At 73.6% G+C, this 25,314-nt stretch carries 22 protein-coding genes and 1 pseudogene; 7 read left to right on the top strand and 16 right to left on the bottom strand.

What is annotated here, in order from left to right:
* Positions 1-4: 4 nt before the first annotated feature.
* Positions 5-1,183: a UDP-N-acetylglucosamine--N-acetylmuramyl-(pentapeptide) pyrophosphoryl-undecaprenol N-acetylglucosamine transferase gene (locus AB0910_RS12860; RefSeq protein ID WP_366744598.1), complete on the bottom strand. Its 1,179-nt coding sequence runs from the start codon at positions 1,181-1,183 to the stop codon at positions 5-7.
* A 51-nt stretch (positions 1,184-1,234) separates the two neighbouring features.
* Between AB0910_RS12860 and AB0910_RS12855 the strand changes: the two genes are divergently transcribed.
* Positions 1,235-2,020 carry a hypothetical protein gene (locus AB0910_RS12855; RefSeq protein WP_366744597.1) on the top strand — a complete coding sequence of 262 codons (786 nt, stop codon included), beginning with the start codon at positions 1,235-1,237 and terminating at the stop codon, positions 2,018-2,020.
* Here the strand turns inward: AB0910_RS12855 and AB0910_RS12850 are convergent.
* Both AB0910_RS12850 and AB0910_RS12845 read right to left on the bottom strand, forming a co-directional pair.
* A pseudogene (locus tag AB0910_RS12850) lies at positions 2,005-2,808 on the bottom strand (helix-turn-helix transcriptional regulator). The gene AB0910_RS12855 and the pseudogene AB0910_RS12850 overlap by 16 nt on opposite strands.
* A gap of 129 nt (positions 2,809-2,937) precedes the next feature.
* Entirely contained in the window at positions 2,938-3,516 is a 579-nt protein-coding gene (locus tag AB0910_RS12845; RefSeq protein ID WP_366744596.1) for a helix-turn-helix domain-containing protein, read from the bottom strand.
* A gap of 130 nt (positions 3,517-3,646) precedes the next feature.
* Here AB0910_RS12845 and AB0910_RS12840 point away from each other — a divergent pair, with 130 nt between their 5' ends.
* Positions 3,647-4,384 (top strand): SDR family oxidoreductase, encoded by a 738-nt coding sequence (locus AB0910_RS12840; protein ID WP_366744595.1) that lies wholly within the window; start codon positions 3,647-3,649, stop codon positions 4,382-4,384.
* A gap of 5 nt (positions 4,385-4,389) precedes the next feature.
* Here the strand turns inward: AB0910_RS12840 and AB0910_RS12835 are convergent, their stop codons facing one another.
* From AB0910_RS12835 to AB0910_RS12825, 3 genes are read right to left on the bottom strand one after another with little or no spacing between them, the layout of a single operon-like run.
* Complete coding sequence (locus AB0910_RS12835) at positions 4,390-4,866, bottom strand: GNAT family N-acetyltransferase (RefSeq protein ID WP_366744594.1); 477 nt, start codon at positions 4,864-4,866, stop codon at positions 4,390-4,392.
* 25 nt (positions 4,867-4,891) lie between these two features.
* Positions 4,892-5,779, bottom strand: a complete 888-nt coding sequence (locus AB0910_RS12830; RefSeq protein ID WP_366744593.1) for an aminoglycoside phosphotransferase family protein — start codon at positions 5,777-5,779, stop codon at positions 4,892-4,894.
* Between the two features lie 18 nt (positions 5,780-5,797).
* Positions 5,798-6,520: an alpha/beta hydrolase gene (locus tag AB0910_RS12825; RefSeq protein WP_366744592.1), complete on the bottom strand. Its 723-nt coding sequence runs from the start codon at positions 6,518-6,520 to the stop codon at positions 5,798-5,800.
* Positions 6,521-6,706: 186 nt separating this feature from the next.
* On the opposite strand from AB0910_RS12825, the gene AB0910_RS12820 reads away from it, so the two are divergent.
* A complete protein-coding gene (locus AB0910_RS12820; RefSeq protein WP_366744591.1) occupies positions 6,707-7,573 on the top strand; it encodes a helix-turn-helix transcriptional regulator in 867 nt (288 codons plus the stop codon).
* Here AB0910_RS12820 and AB0910_RS12815 read toward each other — a convergent pair.
* The 6 genes from AB0910_RS12815 to AB0910_RS12790 all read right to left on the bottom strand — a co-directional run bounded on the left by AB0910_RS12815 (position 7,558) and on the right by AB0910_RS12790 (position 15,359).
* Positions 7,558-8,721, bottom strand: coding sequence for an acetamidase/formamidase family protein (locus tag AB0910_RS12815; RefSeq protein WP_366744590.1), 1,164 nt, complete (start codon positions 8,719-8,721; stop codon positions 7,558-7,560). The two genes, AB0910_RS12820 and AB0910_RS12815, sit on opposite strands and share 16 nt — an antisense overlap.
* A gap of 215 nt (positions 8,722-8,936) precedes the next feature.
* Positions 8,937-10,097 carry a bifunctional glutamate N-acetyltransferase/amino-acid acetyltransferase ArgJ gene (gene argJ / locus AB0910_RS12810; protein ID WP_366744589.1) on the bottom strand — a complete coding sequence of 387 codons (1,161 nt, stop codon included), beginning with the start codon at positions 10,095-10,097 and terminating at the stop codon, positions 8,937-8,939.
* A 275-nt stretch (positions 10,098-10,372) separates the two neighbouring features.
* The gene (locus tag AB0910_RS12805; protein ID WP_366744588.1) at positions 10,373-11,488 is read right to left on the bottom strand and encodes a cytochrome P450; all 1,116 of its coding nucleotides are present in this window, start codon (positions 11,486-11,488) and stop codon (positions 10,373-10,375) included.
* Positions 11,489-11,958: 470 nt separating this feature from the next.
* A complete protein-coding gene (locus tag AB0910_RS12800; protein ID WP_366744587.1) occupies positions 11,959-12,681 on the bottom strand; it encodes an SDR family oxidoreductase in 723 nt (240 codons plus the stop codon).
* Between the two features lie 88 nt (positions 12,682-12,769).
* On the bottom strand, positions 12,770-14,752 hold the full coding sequence (locus AB0910_RS12795) for an ATP-binding protein (protein WP_366744586.1): 1,983 nt from the start codon (positions 14,750-14,752) through the stop codon (positions 12,770-12,772).
* Between the two features lie 142 nt (positions 14,753-14,894).
* Complete coding sequence (locus AB0910_RS12790; protein ID WP_366744638.1) at positions 14,895-15,359, bottom strand: MarR family transcriptional regulator; 465 nt, start codon at positions 15,357-15,359, stop codon at positions 14,895-14,897.
* A gap of 214 nt (positions 15,360-15,573) precedes the next feature.
* Here AB0910_RS12790 and AB0910_RS12785 point away from each other — a divergent pair, with 214 nt between their 5' ends.
* Positions 15,574-16,761: an FAD-dependent monooxygenase gene (locus AB0910_RS12785; RefSeq protein ID WP_366744585.1), complete on the top strand. Its 1,188-nt coding sequence runs from the start codon at positions 15,574-15,576 to the stop codon at positions 16,759-16,761.
* A 116-nt stretch (positions 16,762-16,877) separates the two neighbouring features.
* Here the strand turns inward: AB0910_RS12785 and AB0910_RS12780 are convergent, their stop codons facing one another.
* Complete coding sequence (locus AB0910_RS12780) at positions 16,878-18,968, bottom strand: restriction endonuclease (protein ID WP_366744584.1); 2,091 nt, start codon at positions 18,966-18,968, stop codon at positions 16,878-16,880.
* Positions 18,969-19,237: 269 nt separating this feature from the next.
* On the opposite strand from AB0910_RS12780, the gene AB0910_RS12775 reads away from it, so the two are divergent.
* Positions 19,238-19,714, top strand: coding sequence for a VOC family protein (locus AB0910_RS12775; protein WP_366744583.1), 477 nt, complete (start codon positions 19,238-19,240; stop codon positions 19,712-19,714).
* A 138-nt stretch (positions 19,715-19,852) separates the two neighbouring features.
* Here AB0910_RS12775 and AB0910_RS12770 read toward each other — a convergent pair whose 3' ends face one another.
* Entirely contained in the window at positions 19,853-20,875 is a 1,023-nt protein-coding gene (locus AB0910_RS12770; protein ID WP_366744582.1) for a tetratricopeptide repeat protein, read from the bottom strand.
* 440 nt (positions 20,876-21,315) lie between these two features.
* On the opposite strand from AB0910_RS12770, the gene AB0910_RS12765 reads away from it, so the two are divergent.
* Positions 21,316-23,181 carry an alkaline phosphatase family protein gene (locus AB0910_RS12765; protein ID WP_366744581.1) on the top strand — a complete coding sequence of 622 codons (1,866 nt, stop codon included), beginning with the start codon at positions 21,316-21,318 and terminating at the stop codon, positions 23,179-23,181.
* Positions 23,182-23,321: 140 nt separating this feature from the next.
* Here the strand turns inward: AB0910_RS12765 and AB0910_RS12760 are convergent, their stop codons facing one another.
* Complete coding sequence (locus AB0910_RS12760) at positions 23,322-24,044, bottom strand: SDR family oxidoreductase (protein ID WP_366744580.1); 723 nt, start codon at positions 24,042-24,044, stop codon at positions 23,322-23,324.
* 126 nt (positions 24,045-24,170) lie between these two features.
* Between AB0910_RS12760 and AB0910_RS12755 the strand changes: the two genes are divergently transcribed.
* Positions 24,171-24,641, top strand: coding sequence for a helix-turn-helix domain-containing protein (locus AB0910_RS12755; protein WP_366744579.1), 471 nt, complete (start codon positions 24,171-24,173; stop codon positions 24,639-24,641).
* Positions 24,642-24,662: 21 nt separating this feature from the next.
* Here AB0910_RS12755 and AB0910_RS12750 read toward each other — a convergent pair whose 3' ends face one another.
* Positions 24,663-25,256 (bottom strand): TetR family transcriptional regulator, encoded by a 594-nt coding sequence (locus tag AB0910_RS12750; protein WP_366744578.1) that lies wholly within the window; start codon positions 25,254-25,256, stop codon positions 24,663-24,665.
* Between the last annotated feature and the right edge of the window lie 58 nt (positions 25,257-25,314).

Raw genomic sequence — 25,314 nt, 5'->3', positions numbered from 1 at the left:
CCGGTCACCAGGATGCCGCGGACAGGAGCACGTCCACGAGCCTGTCCGCGGCATCAGGGCGCCCATGCGCCTTCGCCGCGGCGGCCATCGCCTCTCGCCGCACCGGATCCTCCAGCAGCGGCCCCACCGCCTCACGCAGGTGCCCGCCCGCGACATCGCCCAGGAGCGCGACCGCCGCACCGGACTCTTGCAGATGCCGGGCGTTGTGCGCCTGCTCGTCGCCGGCCGCGGAAGCCAGCGGCACGAACACTGCGGGCTTGCCCAGCGCGGTCAGCTCGGCCAGCGTGCCCGCGCCGCTGCGTGAGATCACCAGATCGGCCAGGGCGAGCACATCGGGCAGCTCCGGCCCGACGAACGGAGTGAGGTGATACCGCGCAGTCAGAGCGGCAGGCAGCCCGGCGGCACGCGCAGCCAGCGCCTCGTGGTGGGCAGGTCCGCACTGGTGCACCACGTTGGCACGCTCGAGCAGCCACGGCAGCTCGCCACCCACCAGTTCGTTGATCTGCTGCGCACCCTGCGCCCCGCCGGTGACGTACACCGTGGGCAGGCGCCGGTCGAACCGGAGGCCCAGCGCGGACACGGCCTTGTCCGGGTGCCCGGACAAGACCTCCGACCGCACCGGATTACCGGTGACCACCGCGACGGAGCGCACGCCCTGCGGCAGAAGAGGCAGGCTCGACTCCGAGGACAGCGCGATCCGCGCAGCCGAACCGGCCAGCTGGCGATTGGCGAGGCCGAGCCTCACGGTCTGCTCATGCAGGACCAGCGGGACCTTGCACATACGCGCGGCCAGCCCGGTCGGCACGGCCACGTAGCCGCCCGTCGCCAACACGACGTCCGGCCGGAACCGGGCGACTGCCTTGCGGGCCTGGGCAACTCCGAGCGGCACACGCGCCATGTCACGGACATTGGCGGGCGACGCCATCTTCAGCGGGTTCGACGACCGTCGGATCTTCCCCGTGACGACCGTCGCGAACGCGATGCCCTCCGCTGCGGTGACCCGCGCCTCCAAGCCCTCGGAGGTGCCGATCCACAGCACGTCCAGCGTGCGGCCGTCACCGGCCAGACGGGCCTGCAACGTACGAATCGTGGTCAGAGCCGGATAGGTGTGGCCACCGGTGCCCCCGCCCGTGACGATCAGGCGAAGGGCAGCGGGGAGTTGAGAGTTGGTGGTGGTGTTCACTCCGAGCACGCTAGTGGTCGCCGATGCCCCCAGCCCCTTGCACAACGGGAAATGGCAGGAGGAGACCCTGACCGACATGATCACGGGCGCCGCCGGGATCATCCTGGGCCAGCGAGGCCGCGGCCGTGCTGCGCGGCATCGCCTACACCCCCTCGGCGGAGGGAGTGGCCGCCATGCTGCACCGGACCCCGGCTCACGAGCGCCACTCGCGATGAAGCAACTCGCCGTCCTCGGCTCACCCATCGGCCAGGCCCTCTCCCCGGCCCTCCATCGCGGGGCCGGCTCGTCGGGGAGAACACCGACCTGCACGGCATGCTGCAGGCGCTCCACGAGGCGGGCGTGACTTCTGCAACGCACGTCACGGTGCTCGGCGCTGGAGCGACCGCGTGCACAGCGTTGGCCGCTGCCGGGGAGCTGGGTTGCGTTCACGCCACAGTGATCGCCCGCGACGTCGAGCGCGTCCGCATCCGCGTCCGAGTCGAGCCGTGGGAAGCCGCAGCGGCCCACCTGTCCGCCGACCTCGTCGTGTCCGCACTGCCGCCCGGCGTCGCCGACGCGCTCGCCCCGCTCTGGAAGCGAACGCGCCCCGCCGGCACCCTCATGGACGTCGTCTACCGTCCCCGGCCCACCGTCTTCGCACACGTCGCTGAGGCCGCGGGACGGCGCATAGTGGACGGACTCCCCATGCTCGTACACCAGGCCGCGCGGCAGGTCACCCTCCAGACCGGATGCCCAGCGCCGCCGGTAGATGCGATGATGCGTGCCGCAACTGGTCGACAGGCAGCCCCGTACGCACAGCGACAGCTCGTGGAGTGCCACCGTCACGCAGGGTCGTAACGATCGATCTCATGTGGCTTGTCGAAATACAGGACCCCGGTGAAGCCCTCCACGTACACCGTTGGCGGCTCCGTGTCCCGACCGTCGCCTTTGGTCGGAAAGGGCATCCTGACGAACGGGCCGGACATGATGCCCGCGTGCAGACCCGCACTGAACGGCACGACGCGGGCAGACACTTTGCCCAACTCATGCGACTGGATCAACCAGTTGCAGTTGCTCGCTCAGGACGGTGCTGCCCCAACGGGACGGTGGAGAATGGCCTCGTTGAGAGCGACCTCAACCGTGGGTGTCGCCGTCACCCTCGTCAAGAGCGCCTGCCGTGCGATACGCACCTCCACCCGCCGAGCGATCTCTTCGTCCGGCACACCGGGGTTGTCGTCGCGGATCAAGGTCTCGGTGTAAGCGCGTGTCTGAAGCAGGCCCGGCACCAGTTCGGAGGAGTACCAGGACAACCGCTCCGCTGCCTCTTCGAGCCCGATGTACAGGTCGAAGCCCTCCGGGATCACGTCAGCGTAGGAGTGCCACCAGCCCCGGTTCTTCGTCTCCTTGGCCAGGCCCATGAGGCCCTTGGTCGGCTCGGCGTCCGCGGCGTAGACCGTGCACACGGCCTCCACGTCGAAGGTGCGCAGCGACATCTGACCGGTCTCGATACGCCAGATCTTCGGCTCCGACCACTCCGACTGCCCGGCCACGGCGCGCACCGTCAGGCGTGACGCATTGCGCAGATCGCGCAGGTGTCGGCCGAGTTGCCACCGGGGGGCCGCCGAGCCGGTCGTCGCGCCACTCACAGGCGGCCCGCCGGTCGGGTGACGGTGACCCGCGGACACTGACGCCATCCCTCGTACGGATCCGGCGGGAACTCCGCACGGGCTACGGCCACCTCGCGCACCGGGCCCTCGATGCGCGCCGCGCCGGGCTCAGGGGTGGTGGGGGCGCAGGCCGTCGAGGGTGAGGGTGAGGAGGCGTTCTGCGCGGTCGCGGTGGGCGGGGGCCGCCGAGGTGAGGGCGATGCCTTCGAGCGCGGCGGCGAGGTCGGCGGGGCCGATGTCGGTACGGACCGCCCCCGCGGCCGCGCACGCGTCGAGCAGCGCGGTGATCGCGGCCCGGATCATGTCCCGGCTCCTGCCGTAGGGGTTGCCGCCCGCCCCCGCGATGGCGCGCAGCGCGTCGGCCATGCCGAACTTCGCGGTGACGTAGTCGAGGAAGAGGCGCGTCCAGGCGCGCAGGGCCTCGAAGGGCGGATGGTGCGCGAGCAGGTCCGGTACGGAGTCGCAGAGTTGGGCGACCTCGTTGCGGTAGACCGCTTCGATCAGGGCCTCGCGGGTGGCGAAGTTGCGGTAGAGGGTCGCGCTGCCGACGCCCGCCTCCTTGGCGATGCGCTCCAGGTGCGCGTCGAGCCCCTCCGCGGCGAACACGCGCACCGCGGCGGCGAGGATCTTCTCCCTGTTGCGCCGCGCGTCGGCCCGCAGCGGGCGCTGTGCGCCGTCGGCCGCCATCGGCCGCCCTCCCTTCGCGCTTGCTAAGTGGGGGTGCGCCCACTTAGCCTGAGTGAAGTGGTGACGCCCCCACTTCATCGTAGGCCATGGCGTGACCTGCACTTATCCCCCTCTTGGAAAGAAGTTGACCATGTCAGGTGTCGAGGGCAAGGTCGTCGCGATCACCGGCGCGAGCAGCGGTATCGGCGCGGCCACCGCGGCGCACCTGGCCGAGCGCGGGGCCCTGCTCGTGCTCGGGGCCAGGCGCGAGGACCGGCTCGCGGAGGTGGTGGACGGGATCACGGCGCGGGGAGGCACGGCGGTCGGGGCCGTCGTCGACGTGACCGGCCGCGCGGACCTCGCCCGCCTGACCGGCACCGCGGTCGAGCGCTTCGGCCGGCTCGACGTCCTGGTCTCCAACGCGGGCACGATGGCGGTCTCGCCCTTCGACGAGCTGCGCCAGGACGACTGGGACGCGATGGTCGCGACCCACATCACGGGGCTGCTCAACGGCATCGGCGCGGCGCTGCCCGTCTTCCGGCGGCAGGGCTCGGGCCAGTTCGTGAACGTCGCCTCCACCGCCGCCTACGTCGTGAAGTCCCCGCAGGGCGTCTACGCGGCCACCAAGACGGCGGTGAAGGTGCTGACCGAGGGGCTGCGCCAGGAGTCGGGGCCCGGCCTGCGCGTCACCCTCGTCTCTCCCGGCTTCACCCACACCGAGGGCGTCGGCAAGGGCGCGAGCCCCAAGACCGCGGCCGCGATGATCGAGCAGCGCGACGAGATCGCCATGCCGCCCTCCGCCGTCGCCGCCGCGATCGCCTTCGCGATCGAGCAGCCGGAGGGCGTCGACATCAGCGAGGTCGTCGTACGGCCCACGGCGCAGGCCTGACGGCCTCAGGCCGTGCCCAGCGCCCGCAGGGGCTCGTCCGTGAGGCGGTAGACCGTCCAGCCGTCCTGCGGGCGGGCGCCGAGCGCGCGGTAGAAGGCGATGGAGGGTTCGTTCCAGTCGAGCACGGACCATTCGAGGCGCTCGTAGCCGCGGTCGACGCAGAGCGCGGCGAGCGTGCGCAGCAGGGCCTTGCCGTGGCCGCCGCCGCGGTGGTCGGGCCGCACGTACAGGTCCTCCAGGTACAGGCCGTGGACGCCGCGCCAGGTGGAGAAGTTGAGGAACCACAGGGCGAATCCGACCGGGGTCCCGTCGCGGTCGTCGACCGCCAGGTGCGCGTAGGCGGCGGGCCGCTCACCGAAGAGTGCCTCGTGGAGCTGGGCCTCGGTGGCGCGGGCCTCGTGCAAGGCCTTCTCGTACTCCGCGAGTTCGCGGATCATCGCGTGGATCTCGGGCACGTCGGCGGGGGTTGCGCTGCGAATCATGCGTCCCACCCTGCACGGACCGGGCTCAGCGCGCCAGCAGCGCCCGGCCGACGAACACCGAGCGGGCCCCGGGCGCGGCGCCGTCCTGCAGGGACCACAGGCCGTCCTGCAGCACCCGCGCGAGCGTCCAGGCGCGGGCGCGCTCCCGGTCGAGGCCGAGCGCGCCGGTCAGCAGGTCGAAGCGGCGGACGACGTCGTCCGGGTCGAAGCGCTCGCGCAGCGCGGGGAAGAGGTCGAAGCCGGGGTCGCCTGCGAGCGGCTTCGGGTCGATGGCGAGCCAGGGGCCGCCGCCCGGTCTGAGCGAGCCGAGGACGTTGCCGAAGTGCAGGTCCCAGTGGAGCAGCCGGTCGCCCGGCTCGTCCGCCACCTCCCGCACCGCCGCCGCGCACTCCCGCAGCAGCGCGGCGTGCGGCGCCCCGGCGGGGACCTGCCCGGCGTCCGCGAGCAGGCGGGCCGCGAGCGGTCCGAGGCCCCGCACGCCCGGCGGCGCGGGCACGGAGACCAGCCGCGCGAGCACGCCGGCGAGCGCCTCGACCGCGTCGCGCGCCCGCGGCCCCGACAGGTCGCGCTCCGGGTCTGCGGCTTCGAGGAGCAGGGCTCCTGTGCGGCCCGACGCGCCCTCCGCGAGCAGCCGTACGGCGGCTTCGCCCGCCCAGGCGCGCAGCGCGGGCCCCTCGCCCGCCGACTCGTCCGTCAGCAGCCGCAGCTTGAGCGCGGCGGGCGCGCCGTCGTCCTCCCGTACGACCGGCAGGACGAGCGCGGTCAGGCCGTGCCGTACGGGCCCGGCGCCGCGCAGCCCCCACCGCGCGAGGAAGCGGGCGGTGTCGGCGGGCAGCGCGGCGACGAACGCGCGGCCCGCCCCGCCCTCATGGAGTGCTTGCGCGGCGGCGAGTGCGGGCGGGATGTCGATCACCCTGACGAGGCTAGGGCTTCAGGCGAGCTCCAGGAGGAGGTCGGCGAGTTCGCGGGGCATGGTGATCATGCAGTCGTGTCCTGTGGGGAGTTCCCGGATCCGCGCGGGGTTCCCGTTGGGCTGGAGCCGCGGGACGGGCGGCCTGACGAACCCCTTCGGCAGCGCGGTGCAGTGGATGTGCGTGCGCTCGATCGCGGCGGCGGCCGGGTCGGTCAGCCGCACCGGCTGCTGGAGGCAGCGCACCGGGTGGTCCGAGAGCATGGCGCGAAGCCAGGCCAGGTCCGCCGGGTCGGTCACCCCGAACAGACCGTCCGGCGGCGGCAGTTCGCGGGGCGGCGGGACCCGCCAGCCGCTCTCGGAGCGCAGGGCCGCGTCGATCATGGCCCGGGAGAGCGGCAGCGCCTCCGCCGCACTCTCGCCGTCCTTCGGCACCATCGCGTCGAGGAAGACGAGCCGGGCGATCCGCCCGGGGACCCGTTCGGCGACGGCCGAGACGACGAGTCCCGCGTAGCTGTGGCCGACGAGCACGACGCCGGTCAGGTCCTCCGCCTCGACCAGCCGCACGATGTCGTCGACGTGCGTGTCGAGCCCGACCTCGGGGCCGAGCAGGTGCGCCAGGTCGCCGTAGCCGGTCAGGGACGGTGTGTGGACCCGGTGCCCGGCCGCCCTCAGCAGCGTGGCCGTACGTCGCCAGCACTCCCCGCTGTGGAAGGCGCCGTGCACCAGCAGGTACGTCGTCATGCTCACACTCCTCGCGTGGCTCTGCCGCGCCCGCCGTGCACCGGCCTGCGCGGCGCCCGTCCACCGGGTGGGCCGCCGGCCACGCTGCCGCCGGGCGGGGCACCTGGCCAGGGCCCCCGCGATCCTGGGGGCGAGGGGACCAGGCACGCGGGCGGCGCCCGACCGCGGCCGGACTACGGTGGAGGCATGGCCGAGAGACCGAACCCGCTGGGCGCGTACGTACGCGCGCGCCGCGCGCTCGTCACGCCGGAGGAGGCCGGCCTGCCGTCGGCCGGGGTGCGGCGCGTGCCCGGCCTGCGCCGCGAGGAGGTCGCGCTGCTCGCGGGCATCAGCGCCGACTACTACCTCCGCATCGAGCAGGGCCGCGACCGCAACCCCTCGGCGCAGGTGCTCACCGCGCTCGCCCGCGCCCTCAGGCTCGACGCCGACGCGACGGCGCACCTGCTGCGGCTCGGCGCCGCCGCCTACCGGCCCGAGCGGCGCGGCGCCCGCGACACCGTGCCGCCCGGCACGGCGCAGCTCGTCGCCGCACTGCCGATGCCCGCGTTCGTGGAGAGCCGGTGCCTCGACGTCCTCGCGTCCAACGCCGCGGCGAGAGCGCTCTCGCCGCGCCTCGCGGTGGGCGGCAACCGGCTGCGTGACGCGTTCCTCGACCCGGCCGACCGGGCGCTCCACCCGGACTGGGAGAGCGCGACCGAGCAGCTGGTCGCGGGGTTCCGCGAGTCGGTCGCCGCCGCGTCCGACGACCCGAGGTGCGCGCAGCTGGTACGTGAACTCACCCTCGCGAGCCCCAGGTTCTGCCGCCTGTGGGCGAGGCACGACGTGCACGTGTGCGCGGGCGGGCCGCTGCGCTTCGACCACCCGGAGGCCGGGCGCCTGCTGCTGAACAGGGAGCGGCTCGCCGTCGCGGGCACGGCGGGCCAGACCCTCGTCGTCTACCACCCCGACCCCGGGGGCGAGAGCGCGGCGGCCCTCGCCCGCCTGGCCGCGGCCGCCCCGGGCGCCGGCGGTCCCGGCGCCCGGGGCGCGGCGCGGTCTCAGTCGGCCCAGTAGCGCGGCACGTCGCGGAAGACGGACTTGGGGATCTTGCCGTGGACGACCTTGGTGTAGTTGACGGCCTCGGCGATCTCGAAGTCCACGGCGACGCTGCACAGCGTGTACGCGTCCGCCGCTGACATGCCGCGGTGCGAGCGCAGGAAGTCCACGGCCTGCTGGAGGGAGAGGGCGAGCGCCGTGTCGAGGTCGGTGTCGATGCCCATGCTGATGTAGTGGGTGCGGCTCTCGGCCATGGGCCATGGCGCGTGCACACTCTTGTGCAGGAAGAACTGGAACGTGCTGGTCAGCGACGTCTCGATGGCCGTGCCGTCGACCTCGCCGTCGCCCTGCGCGGTGTGCCCGTCGCCGGTGGAGAACAGGGCGCCGTCGTTGAAGACCGGCAGGTAGAGCGTGCAGCCTGCGGTGAGGTCGCGCAGGTCCATGTTGCCGCCGAACGGGCCGGGCGGCCGCGAACTGACCTTGCCGAGCCCGGGGGCGGGCGCGGTGCACATGATGCCCTGGAAGCAGTCGATGGGGACGTGGACGTCCTTGGTCACGGCGGCGAGCCTCCGCTTCAGGTCGAGCGGGATGACCTTGGTCGAGTCGCCGGTCAGCAGGTCGGGCAGGACCCCGGAGCCCGCGCCCGTCTTGTTGACGCCGTAAGGGACGCGGGCCCGCGAGTCCAGGACGCGCACTTCGAGCACGTCGCCCGGGCGCGCGCCCTCCACGTACACGGGCCCGGTGAGGACGTGCACGCTCATGCCGGGCTCCGGCTGCTTCGCCGCGTACACGTCGACGGCGTCCTTGAGCACGCCCCCGCGCCCGATGCCGTAGCGGCCGAAGAAGGTCACCGGGTCGGCGCCGTTGATCATGCCCTGGTGGGAGAGCGTGTCGATGGTGACGATGTCGCCCGGCGCCACCCGCAGCACGGGCGGCAGCGCGGCGTCCATGTACCCCCAGGCCACCGTGTCGGGGCGGGAGGGCAGATGGTGCGCGGGCCTGGGGCGGTGCGGGGCCGCGGGGCCGCGGCCGGGCTCCGCCGCGGCGCTCGTCGGTATCGCGATGCCCGTGGCCGCGGCGGTGGTGACGGCGGCCGCGCCCGTCGCGAGGAGTCTGCGTCTGCTGAGTCCTGCGGTGCCGAAGGGCCGGGGGTCTGTGGTGTTCACGTCGCTCCTTGCCGTGGGGGAACGACGGGAACGCTAACTTTGCTCTGTATTCGCCCCATTGCGCGGTTATTTCGGGGGCGTTGCCCCGTCTCACCGGAGCGGGCCCGCCCGCATCCGAGCGTGCGAGAGGGGCGCGCAGGGCGCGCGAAAGGGGCGCGGCACCGGCCGCGCCCCCTGGGGCGTACGGACGCGGCGTCCCTACGGACGCGGCGCGGTCAGGTCGTGTAGTCGGCGTTGAGCTTCACGTACTCCTCGGTGAGGTCGCAGCCGTAGACGGTGAAAGCGCCCCCGGCGATGCCCAGGTCGATCCGGATGACGATCTCGTTCCCCGCCAGGTAGGCGGCGGCGCGCGCGAGGGCCGCGTCGTCCGGCTCCTCCGGGTACACCTCCAGGTCGCCGAAGTGGATGCCGACGCGGGAGGGCTCGATGTCGGTCTCCTCGTGGAGCTTGCCGATGGCCATCGCGACCCGGCCCCAGTTCGGATCGCCGCCGTGCACCGCGGTCTTGACCAGGGGCGAGTTGACCACGGTCTTGCCGACCAGCTTGGCCTGCGCGTCGTCGCGTGCGCCGGTGACCCGGACCTCGATGAGCTTGCTCGCGCCCTCGCCGTCCGACGCGATGTCGCGCACCAGGTGCAGGGCGCACGCGTACAGCGCCTCCTCGAAGGCGGCCGGGTCGACCGGGCCGGCGAGGCCGTTGGCGAACACGGCCGCGGTGTCGCTCGTCGACGTGTCGGTGTCGATGCTCAGCGCGTTGAACGTCCTGTCCATCACCCGCCGGAAGAGGGCGTCCAGGGTGTCGGCCGGCACGTCCGCGTCGGTGAAGAAGAAGGTCAGCAGCGTGGCCATGTTCGGCTCCATCATGCCCACGCCCTTGGCGATGCCCGTGACGACCGCGTCCCCGCACGGCACGGAGAAGTACTTGGGGTGCGTGTCCGTCGTCATCATCGCCGCCGCGGCCGCCGCGTAGTCCGCCTCGGGGAGCGGCCGGGCGAGGCCGTCGAGCCCGGCCCTGATGCGGTCCATCGGATACGGCCGCCCGATCACGCCCGTCGAGCCGATGACCAGCTGCTCGGGCTCGACCCCCGCGATCGCCGCGACCCTGCCGCGGACCTCCTCGGCGTGTTCGGCGCCGGCGCGGCCGGTGGCGACGTTCGCGTTGCGGGAGAGTACGACCATGCCGCGCGCGTCGTGCCGCGCCGCCGCCTCGCGACTGAGCAGCACGCTCGGCCCGGCGAACCGGGACCGGGTGAACACCGCGGCAGAGCGCGCGGGCACCTCGGAGACGACGGTCGTGAAGTCGTCGTCGACGTCCTTGAGCCCCATGTTCGCCGAAACGCCGCGAAAGCCCCGCGGGCGCAGGATCTCTTCTGGCACGGTCGATGCACCTCCCGGACGAGTCCGGCGGCCGGCGCTCGCGCCGACTCCGGACCCACACTGAATGGGAATGCATCATACCGCATAGATAGTCCCACGCGGAGGAGCGACACCGGCCTCCGACCGGGTGGCAACTGGCCGCTGATACCCAGCATTTGGGCCCATCCAACCTCCCCGGCCCGCACTTGCACCCCCTTGACCGATCCTGCGTAACTATGCTCGCGCCGGAGGGGAACGCCGCAAAAAAGCCCGGCAAGCGCGGGACGGCCGTCCGGCTACCACCCGACGGGCAGCCCGCGGGGGCCGGGAGCGACATGGGCGGCGTTCTCCGCGAGCTCGTCGGCAGGAACCGCGAGGCGGAGCGTGGGAAAGCGGGTGAACAGGGCCCGCAGCCCCACCTCGATCTCCAGCAGGGCGAACCTCTCCGCGGGGCAGCGGTGGGCCCCGTGGCCGAACGTCAGGTGGTCGGCCGGGTTGCGCTCCAGGTCGAACGCGTACGGGTCGGGGTACCTGGCGGGGTCGAAGCTCGCGGACCCGACGTCCGCCAGGAGGTAGTCGCCCTTCTCCACCGCGGTGCCCGCGATGACCGTGCCGCGCGTGGCGGATCGCAGGAGCTGGACGCCCTGCCCCTGGTGGCGCAGGAGCTCCGCCACCGTCGCGGGCGCGACGGCGGGCAGCCCGGCGACGAATGCGTCCCGCGCCGCGGGGCGGGTCAGGAGAGCGAGGACGCACTGGGCCACGGAACCCGCGGTCGTCGCGTAGCCGTTGGCGAACAGGGCGCCGGCCACGGCGGTCAGCTCCCCGTCCGTGAGGGGTTCCCCTGACGCCTCGGACCGCGTGAGCATCCTGCTCAGGATGTCCTCCTGCGGCGCCTGTCTGCGTTCCTGCACGAGCTGGAACACGTACGCGAGCATGGGGGCGATGCCCGCCGCGACCCGGTCGGCGTCGTTGTTCAGATTGAGTACGCTCTCCGCGGCCTCGGTGAGGAGCGGGACCCTGTCCTCGGGCAGCGCGAGCAGGTGGACCAGGGCGGTCAGGGCCAGGGGACGGCAGTACGCGGTCACCAGGTCCACCGGCCCGTCCTGCCGGCTCAGCCGCTCCGCCTCGGCCTCCGCGATGACGTCCAGCCGCTCCGCGAACTCCTTCGTGCGGCGCGCGGCCGTCATCTCCGCGCCCAGCACGCCCCGCAGGCGCCGGTGCGCGGGGCCGTCCATCCGGCTGAAGTCGCCTTCGACCACGGGGCTCTCGGGGTCCATCCAGGACACCACGTGCGCCAGGTGGCCGGGACGCGAGCTGAACGTGTCCGTCTCGGAGAGCACGCGGCGGACATCCGCGTAGCGCTCCACCCGCCAGGCCCGGAGGCCACTGGGCGTCACGACCATCTCAAGCATGAGATATTCCTTTCTGCTTCCTTCTGCTTCCCTCCGCTTCCTTCCGCCCTTCGGGAGGAGAGCGAAGGGCCCGCGGGGCAGCCGCCGCGGAGCCGAGCGGCGCGGGCAGGCCGCAGGAAGACCGCGGACAGGGACATCGACACGGTGGCGGGAGAGGCGAGCGAGCGCTCCGCATGACGTCAGCGCTGATATGTGCTCACGAACTTTCCGATGATACTCCAGCACCCGATCGTCGATCTCCGCGACCTGTCGGCGGTCCCGCCGCCTGCCCCGGACCGAACGGTCCGACCGCGCCTGAGGGTTGGCGGAATCTCCCGATTCCGCGGGCCGCGGCGCCGCCGAAGCATGGACGCACCGCACGGCGCCGCCGCGCCTCGGCCACCCGGAGGACCAGCCAGGTCACGCACCGCCCCAGGACGGCACAGGACCGCGCGCCGGGCGCTGCCGCCCTCGTGGGCCGCGCCGTGCGGCTATGCCTGCGTGCCGTGCGGATGGTCCGCGAGCAGGGTGCGGTAGGTCCTGGTGTGCTCGTCGACCAGGGCCTCGATACGGCCCGCCTCCAGGGCGTCGAGCGCCCCGGTCACGAACGTCTCGGGCGCGATCTTCGGCAGGTCGATACCCGAGGTCATGTCCGTGTCGACGAGGCCCGCGTGCACGGCGACGACGCGGGTGCCCTGGCCCGCGAGTTCGTCGCGCGCCGAGTTGGTCAGCGACCAGGCCGCCGACTTCGCGGCGCTGTAGGAGCCCCAGGCCGCGTAGTTGATGAAGGACAGCACCGACAGCGCGTTGACGATGGCGCCGCCGCCGTTGCGCCCGAGGACCGGGGCGAAGGCCCGCATCATGGCCAGGGTGCCGAAGAAGTTGGTCTCCATCTCCGCGCGGACGTCCTCGTCCGACGGCGCCCCGAGCAGCGGCGTCCCGCGGAACACGCCCGCGTTGTTGACCAGGACGGTCACGTCGCCGCACCGCCGTGCCGCCTCGGCCACCTGCGCGGGATCCTCGATGTCGAGCCGTACCGGCACGACCCGGGGGTCCCCGGCGGGACGCGGGGCGCGGGCGGCCGCGTAGACCCTCGCCGCGCCGCGGGCGAGCAGTTCGCGGACGAAGACCGCGCCGATGCCTCGGTTGGAGCCCGTGACCAGGACCACCGCGCCGGCGAGGGGGAAAGGGGAGAGTGCGCCTTCTGAGGTCATACGCGCACTGTCGCCATGACGTGTGCTCATCCGGAAGCCCACTCGCCGCCCGGTTTCCGCTCACCGCGGCGCGGGCCCGGCCGCGCGGTCACTCCCCGGCCGTGCCGTACACCTCCCGCGACCACAGGATGTCGCACACCTCCTCGATCCCCTGGGAGAGGTGGCGGCGGTACGTGCTCAGCGGCAGCCCGAGCCGCTCGGCCGCCGCCTCCTGGGTGGGCACCGAACGGAAGTACGTGGTGACGAGGGCGCGGTGCAGCCGCGCGGTGCCCGGGTCGTGCGCGAGGACCTCGACGGCCTCGGCCAGCACCCGCCGCAGCGCCTCCGCCGGCTCCCCGTCCGCATCGGCGACGAGCCTGCCGCGCGTCAGCGGCCCCGCGCCGAACCGGTCGGGCCGCCGCCACGACCGCAGCGCCTCGCGGACGGCCGCGCCGAACTGCTCGCGCGAGAGGACCACCAGGTCGGGCCGCGGGTGCGCGGTACGGGCCCGGGGCCCGAACAGTTCCTGGGCGGCGTGCCGGTCCAGCCAGGACCCGACGGGCACGGCACGCCAGTCGTGCGCGTACAGCCGGAACGTACGGTCCCCGACCACCACCTCGCCGGGCACCAGGTGCTGGTCCAGGTAGTCCATCTGGGCCTCCCAGAACTTCGGGTCGGCGACCACGAGGTAGGACCAGGCGGGCCGGGTCGCCCGCAGCCACTCGGAGAGGATCCGCATCTGCACGAGGTCCGTGACCGGCGAGGGGCGCTGGTAGGCAGCCGGGTCGACCATGAACCGCGCCAGGGCGAGGTGCTCGCCCGCCCGCACGGGGCCCGCCGCCCTGCTGTGCTCCCAGGCGGCGGCCACCACGGGGTCGGCGCCGGTCTCCGCGTCGTCCGGGGCGGCCAGCCGCAGCCACACCATGAACGCGACGGGTTCCTCGCCCAGCCCGCGCCGGTAGACGTGGAACGCCTCGGGGCTGCGGGTGAACCAGAAGTCCACGAGCCGCGCCGACTCCGCGCCCTCCGCCCGGGCCGCCAGCGCGCGCAGGGCGGCCCGGTCACCGGGCACCGCCCCGTCCTCGTGGACGTCGTCCTGCCTGCGCCAGGTCACGAAGTCCGGCATCACGCCGCCGTGCCGGTGCAGGAAGCTCAGCGCGCCCAGCGTCCTGGGGACCTCGGGGCCCCTGGCCGACCTGACGCGTTCGAGGAGATGGCGGCGGATGCCCCGGTGCATCGCCTCGTACCCGCGCGGATCGCGCCACCGCAGGTCCGCGTCGAGCACGTCGCGCACCAGGTCGTGCGGGTACACCCCGCCGGGGCCCGACTCGGCGAACGGCTGGCCGCGCAGCCAGTCGAAGAGAGCCCCGGCGTCCTCGTCCTCGTCGAGGACGGACCGCAGCAGTTCCTCCGTCGTGTCGTAGGCATGGGCGCAGATCTCCAGGACGTGCCGGTGCGCGGGCGAGGGCACCGACCCCACCAGCTCGGCCAGCAGGGTCCTGATGACGTCGTGCCCCGGCACCCAGCCCGCGGGATCGGACGCGCCGGGGCCCGCCTGGGCCCCCAGGGCGAGGGCCAGCGGGTGCCCGCCCGCGAACGCCAGCAGGCGTTCCCGCAGCTCGAAGGGGGCTCCCCGCGCGTCGAGCAGCGCCGCCGCGTCCCCGGGCGGCAGCTCGCGCAGGCCGATCACGCGCAGCAGGCCGCCGAAGCCGGAGTCCGCCCGCCAGCCGGGCGCGGGGGCGCGCCGGCCGGCCACGACCACCACCGCGTCCTCGGGCAGCCGCGGCACGAAGTCCCGCCTGAACCAGTCCTCGACCGCGTCGCCCGCCCGCTCGAACGTGTCGGCGAGCACCACCACGCCCGGCTGCCCGAGCGCCCCCGCCACCGCGTCGGCGTAGGCGCCCGGCACCGGGTCGGTCCTGCGGCCTTCCACCCGTACGACCGGCCGCACGGCCGCGCGCGCCGCCTCCGCGAACCGGTCGAGCAGCGCGGACTTGCCGATTCCGCCGGGCCCGTGCACCCAGAGCACGGCGGCGGCCTCCTCGCCCGCGAGCACAGCGTCGAAGAGTGCCCGCTCGGCGGTCCGCCCCACGAACCCCCTGGCCCGAGCGGTGCGAAGCCGGTCCCCCAGCGTGCGCCCACCATCCGGATCAGCAACCATGCGGCCAAGCTATCCCCCGCCCACCGCCGTCACCACGCACGGGGAGGCGGGCACGGGAGCCGCGGGCACGGGGTCACCGCCCCGGCCGCGGCCGTTCGTCGAGCGTCGCGAGGCGGGCGGTGACGTCGTCGGCGAGCCGGGCGAGCAGCCGGCCCAGGTCCCTGCGGTCCTGCTCCGACCAGTCGGCGATGGCCTCGGTGAACCAGCCGATCATCGACACCGCGTACCGGTTCGCCGCCTCGGCGCCCTCGCCGGTCGGCTCGATCAGGCTGGCGCGCCGGTCGTGCGGGTCGGCGATGCGGTGGACGAGGCCGCGCCGCTCCAGCCCCTGGACGTGCCGGGTGACATGCGGGCCGACCACGTGCATGCGCTCGGCGATCTCCCCGACGCGCAGCGGCCGCCCGGCCATGTGGAGCGTGGTGAGCACCCCCACGGCGGGCCGGTCGAGCGAGAGGCCGACCGCGTCGACGGCCCGGTCGGCGATGCCTCCCCTGGTGATGGCACTGCTCAGCCGGGTGAGCCGCGGCAGCACGGCCATCGCGACCTCGGCTGCGGCGTCCGCGCCCCGGTCGGGACGGGCGGACCGGGACGCGGCCGGTTCCTCTGCGGCCATCACACCTCCACTTGCATACCTAAGTTAGGTATATGTACAGTCGACTCCACGGCGCCTCACGGACGGGCGGCTCACGCCCTCCATAAAGATACCTAAGTGAGGTACATGCTGGCGCCGCAGCTTCGGAAGGGGAACCCTCGTGAAGAACTCCGCGCACCGCACCGTACTCATCTCGGGCGCCAGCATCTCAGGCCCGGCCCTCGCCTACTGGCTCGACCGCCACGGCTTCGACGTCACCGTCGTCGAGAAGGCCCCCGCCCTGCGCGGCGGCGGCTACGCCATCGACATCCGCGGCTCGGCACGCGCCGTGGTCGAGCGCATGGGCCTGCTCCCCCGGCTGCGCGCCGCGCACGTCGACACCCAGACCATCTCGTTCCTCGACGGTGAGGGGAAGCCGGTCGGCTCGCTGCGCCCCGACTCCGTGAGCGGCGGGGACAGCGGCCTCGACCTGGAGGTGCGCAGGGGCGACCTGGCGCGGGCGCTCTCCGACGCCATCGACGACCGCGTCGAGTTCCGCTTCAACGACTCCATCGCCACGCTCGACGACCGCGGCGACCACGTCGACATCACCTTCGAGAGCGGCGAGCGCCGCGCCTTCGACCTGGTGATAGGCGCCGACGGGCTGCACTCGCACACCCGCGGCCTGGTCCTCGGCCCCGAGGAGCCGTACCACCACTACCTCGGCTACACCTTCGCCGGCTTCACCCTGCGCAACGACTTCGGCCTCGCCCACGAGGGCGTGATCTGGAACGAGCCGGGCAGGGCCGCCGTCCTCTACGCGCACGAGCCGTCCGACCGGCTGCACGGCTTCCTCACCTTCCGCCAGGAGGAGCCCCCGATCGAGGCGTTCCGCGACCCGGGGGCCCAGTGCGACCTGGTCGCCGCCACCTTCCCCGAGCAGGTGTGGCACGTGCCGCGGCTGGTCGCCGCCATGCGCGAGGCCGACGACCTGTTCTTCGACATCGTCAGCCAGATCCACCTGCCGACCTGGTCGCGCGGGCGCGTCGCCTTCGCGGGCGACGCCGCGCACGCCACGTCGTTCCTCTCGGGGCAGGGGTCGAGCGTCGCCCTCGTCGGCGCGTACGTGCTCGCGGGCGAGCTGGCCACCCGCCCGGGCCACGCCGAGGCGTTCGCCGCGTACGAGCGGGTGGTACGGCCCTTCGCCGAGCGCAACCAGGCCCTGGCGAGCAGCGGCGGCACGGTCGTCACCCCCGCCACCCAGGAGATGATCGACGCGCGCAACGCGGCCCTGCGCGACCCTGCGGGCCTGCGGGTGGAGGAGCAGCGCGCCGCGCACACGGCCATCGAGCTGCCCGACTACGCCTGAGGGCGCGGGGCTTCGGGGTGGCGCGCGGCCCGGGGCGTGGCCACGGGGCGGCGGGCCCGCGTGACCGGGGCCGCGTGACCGGGGCACCGGGGGCCCCGGGAGCGCGGCCCCCTGGCCTACTCCACCTCTATCCCGAAGTCCTCGACCAGCGCTTCGAGTCCGTCCCGGTAGCCCTTGCCGCCGACGACGAAGTCCCAGTCGCCGCCCGCGCGGCGGCGGAACGAGCCGAGTACCAGGGCGGTCTCGCCCGGCCTGCCGTCCGAGACGCCGAGCCGGTCGAGCTCGGCGCCCGCCGCGTCCCGCAGCCTGATCCCCGCCTCCGTGAAGCCCGAGAGGTCGGCCTCCGGGTTGGCGACCGGGTCCACGGCGGCGACCAGCACCACCCGGTCGGCACCGGCGGGCAGCCGGTCGAAGGCGACGCGGATCGCCGCGCGGTCGCCGCCGACCGGGTCGACCATGGCGACGGAACCGTCCGGCGTGCGGTGGTTGTTGAAGAACACGAAGTGGTCGTCGCTGAGCACCCGCGTCCCCCGGCAGACCAGCGCGCACACGTCGAGCGCCACACCGCCCGCCCAGATCATGCCGAGCGTGCCGGCGTCCGGGTCGGCCGCGGCGTCCACCAGGGTGTCGCCCGCGCGCTGCGCCGGGACGCCCGCCGCGGGGCCGAGCCGGCCGCGCAGCCCGTACCGGTGCAGCAGCTCCACCAGCTCGGGCCCCGAGACCAGTTGGAGCGGCTTGCCGTTGGCGAAGGTGCGGGAGCCGTTGCCGAAACCCGAAGTCGTCACCAGCAGGCCCTTGTTGGCTCCCTGGTCCTGGACCGTGCCGTACAGGTCGCGCACCGCGGTCGGCGGCACGGTGTTGCGGTACCGCTTCACCTGCACCACGATCTTGCCGCCGCTGATCGGGTCGGGGTCGAGCGCGTCCACGTCCACACCGCCGTCGCCCGACCTGCGGGTGGTCAGCGCCCGCATGCCGCGCGCCCTGAACAGGTCGGCCACCAGTTCCTCGAACTCCAGCGGGTCCATCTCGAAGAGGTCGGGCTCCTCGCCACCGCCGTGCGACACGACCACGCCCGTACTCACCTCGTCCGGCCGTCGCACCGCCGCGACCGCCGCCAACTGGTCCGGCTTGGCCGACAGTTGGCCGCCGAGCCCGGCGACGAGGCAGTCCACGGGGCTGACCAGCTCCAGGTTGAGCGCGTCGAAGTCCTGCCGCCCCACCGCGACCGAAGCGAGCACGGCCCGGGTGCGCCGGCCCGTCGCCGGGTCCGGTCCTTCCACGAAGCCGTTGAACGACACCGCGCCCACCGTGCGGAACTCGTCCGCCGCGAACACCTCCCGCACCACGAGCAGCGCGGACTGCGCGAGCGCGTCGCGGTACAGCGCGCGCCGCTGCGCCGCGGGCCGCGCGGTCTCGCGCTCCTCGTCCGCGCCGGCCACATACCGTACGGCCCTCGCCTCCGGCACGGTGTCGTACGGCGGCAGCTCCCAGTCGAGCACCAGCTCGGCGGCGGCCCTGTCGTACGCCGCCGACACCTGGCGCGGGAACTCGTCGGGCCAGGCGGTCGACGCGTACAGCGCGGCGGTGAAGTACTCGACCACCGTCTCGGCCTCGCCGTCGCGCAGGCCCGCCTCCATCGCGCGCACCGAGTCGTTGTGGCGCTGCGTCTCGGCCCGCCTGCCCGCCGCCCAGGCGTCGTACTGCCGCCGGTACGCGTCGAGTTGGCGCCTGCGCTGGTCCTCGGCGTGCTGCGCGGCGCGCAGGTCGTGCGCGTACCGCTGCTCGGCCTCGCTGCGCGCCGCCTGCCGCCGCGCATGCGACCAGCCCCGCCCCTCAGGCTGGTAGCGCGCGGGGTCGGGCATGGGCACCGGCCGGGCGAGCGCGCCCGGCGCGAACGGTTCGAGCGCGCCCTGCGTCCGCAGCAGCGACGCCGTACGGAACGGCGCCGCGCCGCACCCCTTCACCAGCAGCCCCGCGAGCTCCGCCACCCGCCCTTCCAGCTCGGCGGTGCGGCGCTGCGCCTCCGCCTCGCGCTCCCGCTTGTACTGTGCCTGCTGCTGCCGGTCGGCGCGCGCCGCCGCCTGCCGCCGGCGCGCCTGCTCACGCTGGTACGCCGCACGCTCACGCTGCTGCGCCTCGTACTGCCGCTGCTGCTGGCGCTGCGCTTGTGCCCAGCTCCCCGCCAGACCGCCGGCACGTCGACTCATTCGCCACGACCCTCCCCACGCGGAGGCGCGCCCACCGCCGCGCTCCGCTCGCACTGCTCATCCGAAAGCCCAATTGTCCAGGACGTCGGCCGAGTCGGCGCCGGTGCGTCCCGGCCTGCCCGCCGGGTACCGGTGGTGTCGATGAGTTTCGCGCGCGCCGGGGGTCCTATCCACCGTAGAGAGGCGTACGACGGGCGGCACGGCGGTCCCGCGGCCGCGGTCCGCGGCCGCCGCCCGCGCCCCGACCGGGCAACCCATCGGAGGAGACCATGCCCAAGCTCATCCCCAACCTGTGGTTCGACACGAACGGCCTCGAAGCGGCCGAGTACTACGTGTCCGTCTTCCCGAACTCGCGGATCAACCGGGTCTCGCACTACGGCGAGGCGGGCCCCGGCGTCCCCGGCACGGTCCTGACCGTCGACTTCGAGCTGGACGGCCAGCCGTACACGATCATCAACGGCGGCCCCGAGTTCACCTTCGACGAGGCCGTCTCCTTCCAGATCGACTGCGCCGACCAGGCGGAGGTCGACGCGTACTGGGACCGCCTCGTCGGCGACGGCGGCCAGGAGGGGCCCTGCGGCTGGCTCAAGGACAAGTACGGCCTGTCCTGGCAGGTCGTCCCCGCCGCCATGACCGACCTGATCGCCGACCAGGACCAGGCCCGCGTCGACCGCGCGATGAAGGCGATGTTCACCATGAAGAAGCTGGACCTGGCGACGCTGCTCGCGGCGGCGGACGGGACATGAGGGGCCGCGACGCGCCGGCCGTACGCGGTCAGGGGCGGCGGGGCCGAGCCGCACCGGCCACGAGAGCATGTCGAAGACGCTGCCGCGCCCCGGGGCCCGCACCCCGGCGGCGCGCGGGGCGACCTGGCGGCGACGGGGTCAGGCGGCCAGGGCGGGGAGTTGGGCGCGGAACTCGGTGATGGTGCGGCGGGCGTAGGAGAGGCCGATGCGGGCGAACTCGGTGTCGAGGGCGTCCAGGTCGGCGAGGGTGAGGGGAGCGGGGCGGCCGAGGCGGGCGAGGGTCTTGACCAGGCCCAGGCGGGCGAGGGCGGTGCCCCTGGGCTCCTGGATGGCGGCGAACTCCGTCAGCGCGACCGTGTAGGCCCGCCGTGCCTGGGGGTAACGGGCCGCGCGGTAGAGGACGTTGCCGCGCATCTTGTGGTTGTAGGCGAGCGCGGACGCGAGGTGCAGCTCGCGGCAGGTGCGGGCGGCGCGGGAGAGCATCAGCAGTGCGCGGTCGGTCTCACCGCGCAGCGAGAGGACGTCCGCGACACCCCGCAGCGACCAGGCCGAGCCGCGGTGGTCCTCCGCCTCCGCGGCGATCGCGGCCGACTCCTCGAACAGGGCGAGCGCCCGGTCCCACTCCCCGGTGTTGCGGCACATCTGCGCGATCCCCGACATCGCCCACACGATGTGCCGGGCCTCGCCGTGCGCCCGCGCCTCGCGCAGCAGTTCCTCGTGCAGGTCGGCGACGGCCTCGTAGTCCCCCTGGATGCGGCCGGTCTCGGCGAGCCCGGCGAGCGCGTAGCCGCGCGCGGTGCGGTCGCCGCCCGCGCGGGCCAGCGAGACGGCCAGTTCGAGCAGGCGGCGCGCGAGCGGCAGCGAGCCGCACTGCCTGGCCAGGGTGCCACCGCTCCACAGCGCCCACGCCATCGCCGCGGGCTCCTCCGCCTCCCGGGCCGCGCGGTAGCTCGCCCGCCAGGCGGCGCCCGCCGCCGCGGCCTGCCCGAGCCTGCGGTGCGCCTCGGCGACGGCGAGCAGGGCCCGCGCACGCTCCACCGCCGTGGACGCCTCCTCCTCGGCGCGCTTCGCGGCCACGAGCACCTCCTCGTAGGACGAGTTCACTTCCAGGGTCGCCCCCAGGGTTCCCTGGTACTCGGGTGCGCGGGCCTTGCCGTACATGTCCGGTCTCCCTCTCTGCCACGGCCGATTCGCTCACCGGAAACGCTAGGGAGTGGAGGGGGTCCTGCGAGTCCGCCGGTGGTGGTGTCCCCGCGTCCGACTCAGGGGCTACGCCGAGGGGCCCGTGTTCACCGCGAGACGTACGGTGCGGGCGCGGGGGTCGGTCCTGAGTCGTCGGCCGGCGCGGGTGGGCAGCGGCGCGGCGGGCGGCCGATCGGTCAGTCGGCGGGAGAGGCCCCTCTTTGCGGTCGCGACGGCCGCTCCATACCGTCCCACAGCCGATTCATGGGTATGTGCTGACCAACCATTCACCGCACGGCCAGATTCGTGCCATGCGCCCGGATGTGCGGCTCACGGAACATGCTTACCGAAATCCGACACAGCGCATGACGGCACGCCCGCGGGGTTGTGGCCGATGCGCCCGCATGGACAGGTGACAGATGTTCGGTGCAAGAGCCATGGCGGCGCCCGGCCGGCGCGGCGCGGGGAAGGCCGCGGCACTCGCGGCGGCCGCCGCGCTCGTCGCGCTCGGCGGTTCGGCGGCCCCGGCCGCCGCTGCCCACAAGGCCAAGGACAACAGCGCGAAGACCACCACGCCGATCAAGCACGTCGTGGTCATCTTCGACGAGAACGAGTCCTTCGACCACTACTTCGCGACGTACCCGAAGGCCGCCAACACGGACGGCACGCCCTTCGTGGCCTCCGGCCGCACGCCCAAGGTGAACAACCTGGCGAACGCGAAGCTGCTGAAGAAGAACCCGAACCAGTACGCCCCGAAGCGGCTCGGCCCCGACGAGGCGCAGACCTGCTCGCAGAACCACAACTACGGTCCTGAGCAGCTGGCCTACGACAACGGCAGGGCCGACAAGTTCGTCCAGAACACCGAGACGGACACCTGCTCCGGCGGCCTGTTCGGCGAGCCCGGCCTCTCGATGGACTACTACGACGGCAACACCACCACCGCCCTGTGGAACTACGCACAGCACTACACGCTGAGCGACAACTCCTACGGCTCCAACTTCGGCCCGTCGACGCCCGGCGCGCTCAACCTGGTCTCGGGGCAGACGCACGGTGTGATCTCGGTCGACCCCGCATCGGGCACCGAGAAGCCGAAGCAGACGAAGACGCCGAGCACCGCCGTGCTGGCCTCGCCGGACAAGAAGGGCGTCGGCACGGTCATCGGCGACCCCGACCCGGCCTACGACGACTGCTCGGACACCAACCACACCGCCACCACGCCGCTCGCGGCGATGCAGGGCAAGAACATCGGCGACCTGCTGAACCAGAAGAAGGTCAGCTGGGGCTGGTTCCAGGGCGGCTTCCGGCCCACCACCGCGTGGGACGGCACCCAGGGCACGTACGCCAAGTGCGAGGCCACGCACAAGAACGTCGGCGGCACCGCGGTCGTGGACTACAGCCCGCACCACTCGCCGTTCGAGTACTACAAGTCGACGTCGAACCCGCACCACCTGGCGCCCGCCAGTGTGGACGAGATCGGCCACAGCGGGCGCGCGAACCACAACTACGACCTCACCGACTTCGACGCGGCGCTCGCCGCGCAGAAGCTGCCGGCCGTGTCGTTCCTGAAGGCCGCGCAGTACCAGGACGCCCACCCCGGCAACTCGGACCCGCTCGACGAGCAGAACTGGCTCGTCACCGAGATCAACAAGATCCAGAAGTCCGCCGAGTGGAAGTCCACCGCGGTCGTCGTCGCCTACGACGACTCCGACGGCTGGTACGACCACGTCGCGCCGCCGGTGCTCAACGGCTCCAAGGACACCACCAAGGGCTCCAACGGCAAGCCCACCGACGCCGTCGCCTGCCGCCAGGGCCCGAAGGCCAAGGGCGGCTACGCCGACCGCTGCGGCCCGGGGCCCCGGCTGCCGATGCTGGTCATCTCGCCCTACGCGAAGACCGACGCGGTCGACCACACGCTGACCGAGCAGGCGTCGATCACCCGCTTCGTCGAGCAGAACTGGTCCACGAAGCAGATCGGTGACGCGTCCTTCGACTCGCGCGCCGGGACCCTGAAGAACTTCTTCGACTTCAAGCGGCCCAACAACGTCCAGGTGCTGCTGGACAAGAAGGGCCGTGTCTCCACCATCAGGTCCATCCCGAAGAAGGCGCCCAAGCCGGCGAAGAACGTCAAGATCACCGGCCCGATGGGCGGCGGACTCGACGACTCCGGCCTCGCCTCGCGCGCGGCCGACTCCCCCTCGGTGACCGTCCCGGTCGCCGCGGGCGCGGCGCTCCTGCTCGCGCTGGGCGGCGCCGCGGTGCTCCGCAGGCGCCGGCGCACCTCGTAACACCACCGCACCACCGCACCGCGGGGGCGGCGCCGCACGGCGCCGCCCCCGTGGTGTGTCCGGACAGGGCCGAGCCGTCCGGGGCCGGCCCGAGACGCCCGCACCACGAGGGCGCCCGGCCGGTGCGCGCCGGGGAGCGGTCAGGCCGGGAAGTCCTCAGGGGTGAGCGCCTGGAGCCGGGCCACGGCCCCGGGGAGCGCCGACTTCACCGCACGGCTGAAGCCGTCGAGCACGGCCTCGTCCTGCCCCGCCTCGACGGCGTCCACGGTCCCCTCGGCGACCTCGCGCGCGGTCAGCTTCGGGGCTTTGGTCCAGGCGCTGAAGTCGGTGTCGACATAGCCGCAGTGGACGCCGAGCACCCGGGTGCCCTGCGCCTTCAGGCCGAGGCGCAGGGCGTTGGTGAGGGACCACTGCGCTGCCTTGGACGCCGAGTAGCCCGGCGCCCTGTCCATCGCCCACCAGGACGCCGCCGACAGGACGTTGACCAGCGCACCGCCGCCGTTCGCCGCGAGGACCGGGGCGAAGGCGCGGGAGACCCGCCAGGTGCCGAAGTAGTTGACCTCCATGGCGGCGCGCGGGCCGTCAAGGGAGTCGCCGAGCAGCGGTGTCGCGTCGCCGAGCCCCGCGTTGTTGACCAGCACGGTCACGTCCCGCGCGGCGGCCGCGGCCGCCGCGGCCTGCGCCTCGTCGGTGACGTCGAGGCGCAGCGGCACCACGCGGGCCGAGGTGCGGCCGACGCTCTCCGGGTCGCGTGCGGCCGCGTAGACCTTGCTCGCGCCGCGCGCCAGAAGGGCGTCGACCAGGGCCGCGCCGATCCCCCGGTTCGCCCCTGTCACCAGTGCGACGGATCCGTCGAGACGCATACGGTGTGCTCCTTTTCCGAGGCCCTCCGCGGCCCTCCGTGGCGCGGTGCGCGCCGGGCCATCTGAATTCGTTATTCCAAGCTACCTCATGGGTTCGGAAAACCAAGCCAGTGGTACGGTGAGGCCGTGGGCAAGCAACCAGAGATCACGCCGGACCACCCCGTGTGCTCCATCGCCCGCAGCCTGGAGTACCTCAAGGACCGCTGGACGTTCCTCATCGTGCGCAACGCCCTCTCGGGGACGGTACGGTTCAGCGACTTCAGGGACGAACTCGGCATCTCCACCGACCTGCTGACCCGTCGGCTCGCGGCCCTGGTCGACGGCGGCATCCTGGAGAAGCGCTCCTACCAGGAGGCGGGCAGCCGCGCGCGGCTCTCGTACCACCTGACGCCCGCGGGCGGAGAACTGCTCGTCGCGCTCGGCGCGTTGCAGCAGTGGGGCGACCGGCACTGCCCGCCGCAGGGCGGCCCGAGCGCACTGCGCCGCAGCCGCAGCACCGGCGGCACGCTGCGCGTCGCCTATGTGGACGAGGAAGGCGCGGCGGTGGATCTGGCGGACGTGCGGATGGTCCTCGTACGGCCGCCGGGGCAGGGCTGAGCGCACCCCGCGGGAGTCGGGTCAGACGGCGGGCGGGGCGGGGGCGACGGCGCCCGCCACGCAGGCGCGCAGGAGGGCGCGGCGGCGGTCGTGCTCGGCCGGGGGCTCGTCGGCGGTGGCGGTGTAGACGCTGCTCGCAGGTGACCAGGCGCTCGCCATGGAGATGACCAGGGTCAGCAGGTCGAAGGGGTCGCCGGGGCGCAGTCGGCCCGCCGCCTGGGCCCGCGTGATGGCCTCGATCTTGTGCGCGTGCTCGACGTTGTCGAACCAGCGGCCCACCGGGCGCCGCTCCAGCCTGATCCAGGCGATCAGCCGCACCAGGGTGGGGCGTTCGAGGTTCTGGTCGTAGATCCGCACGGCCCAGCCCGGCAGGTCCTCGGCGTCGAAGGGCAGCGCGTCGGTGCTCTGCTCCACGCAGTCGGCCACGACGGCGTCGAGGAGGCCCTCCTTGTTGCCGAAGTAGCCGTAGACCTGGGCCTTGTTGGTGTGCGCCGCGGCGATGATGCGCTCGATCCTGGCGCCGGCGATGCCGTGCCCCGCGAACTCCTCGGCGGCCGCGTCGAGGATGCGGCGGCTGGTCGCGGCGCCGCGCGGCGTGGTCGGCAGGTCGGGCATGGAGCCGACTCTAACAAACAGAATGGTTGGTTTGCTTTTCACCCGGGGCGGGCTAGGC

This window comes from Streptomyces sp. NPDC047002 (assembly GCF_040704505.1).
GTDB lineage: Bacteria > Actinomycetota > Actinomycetes > Streptomycetales > Streptomycetaceae > Streptomyces.
This window is presented reverse-complemented; position numbering and strand designations above follow the sequence as displayed.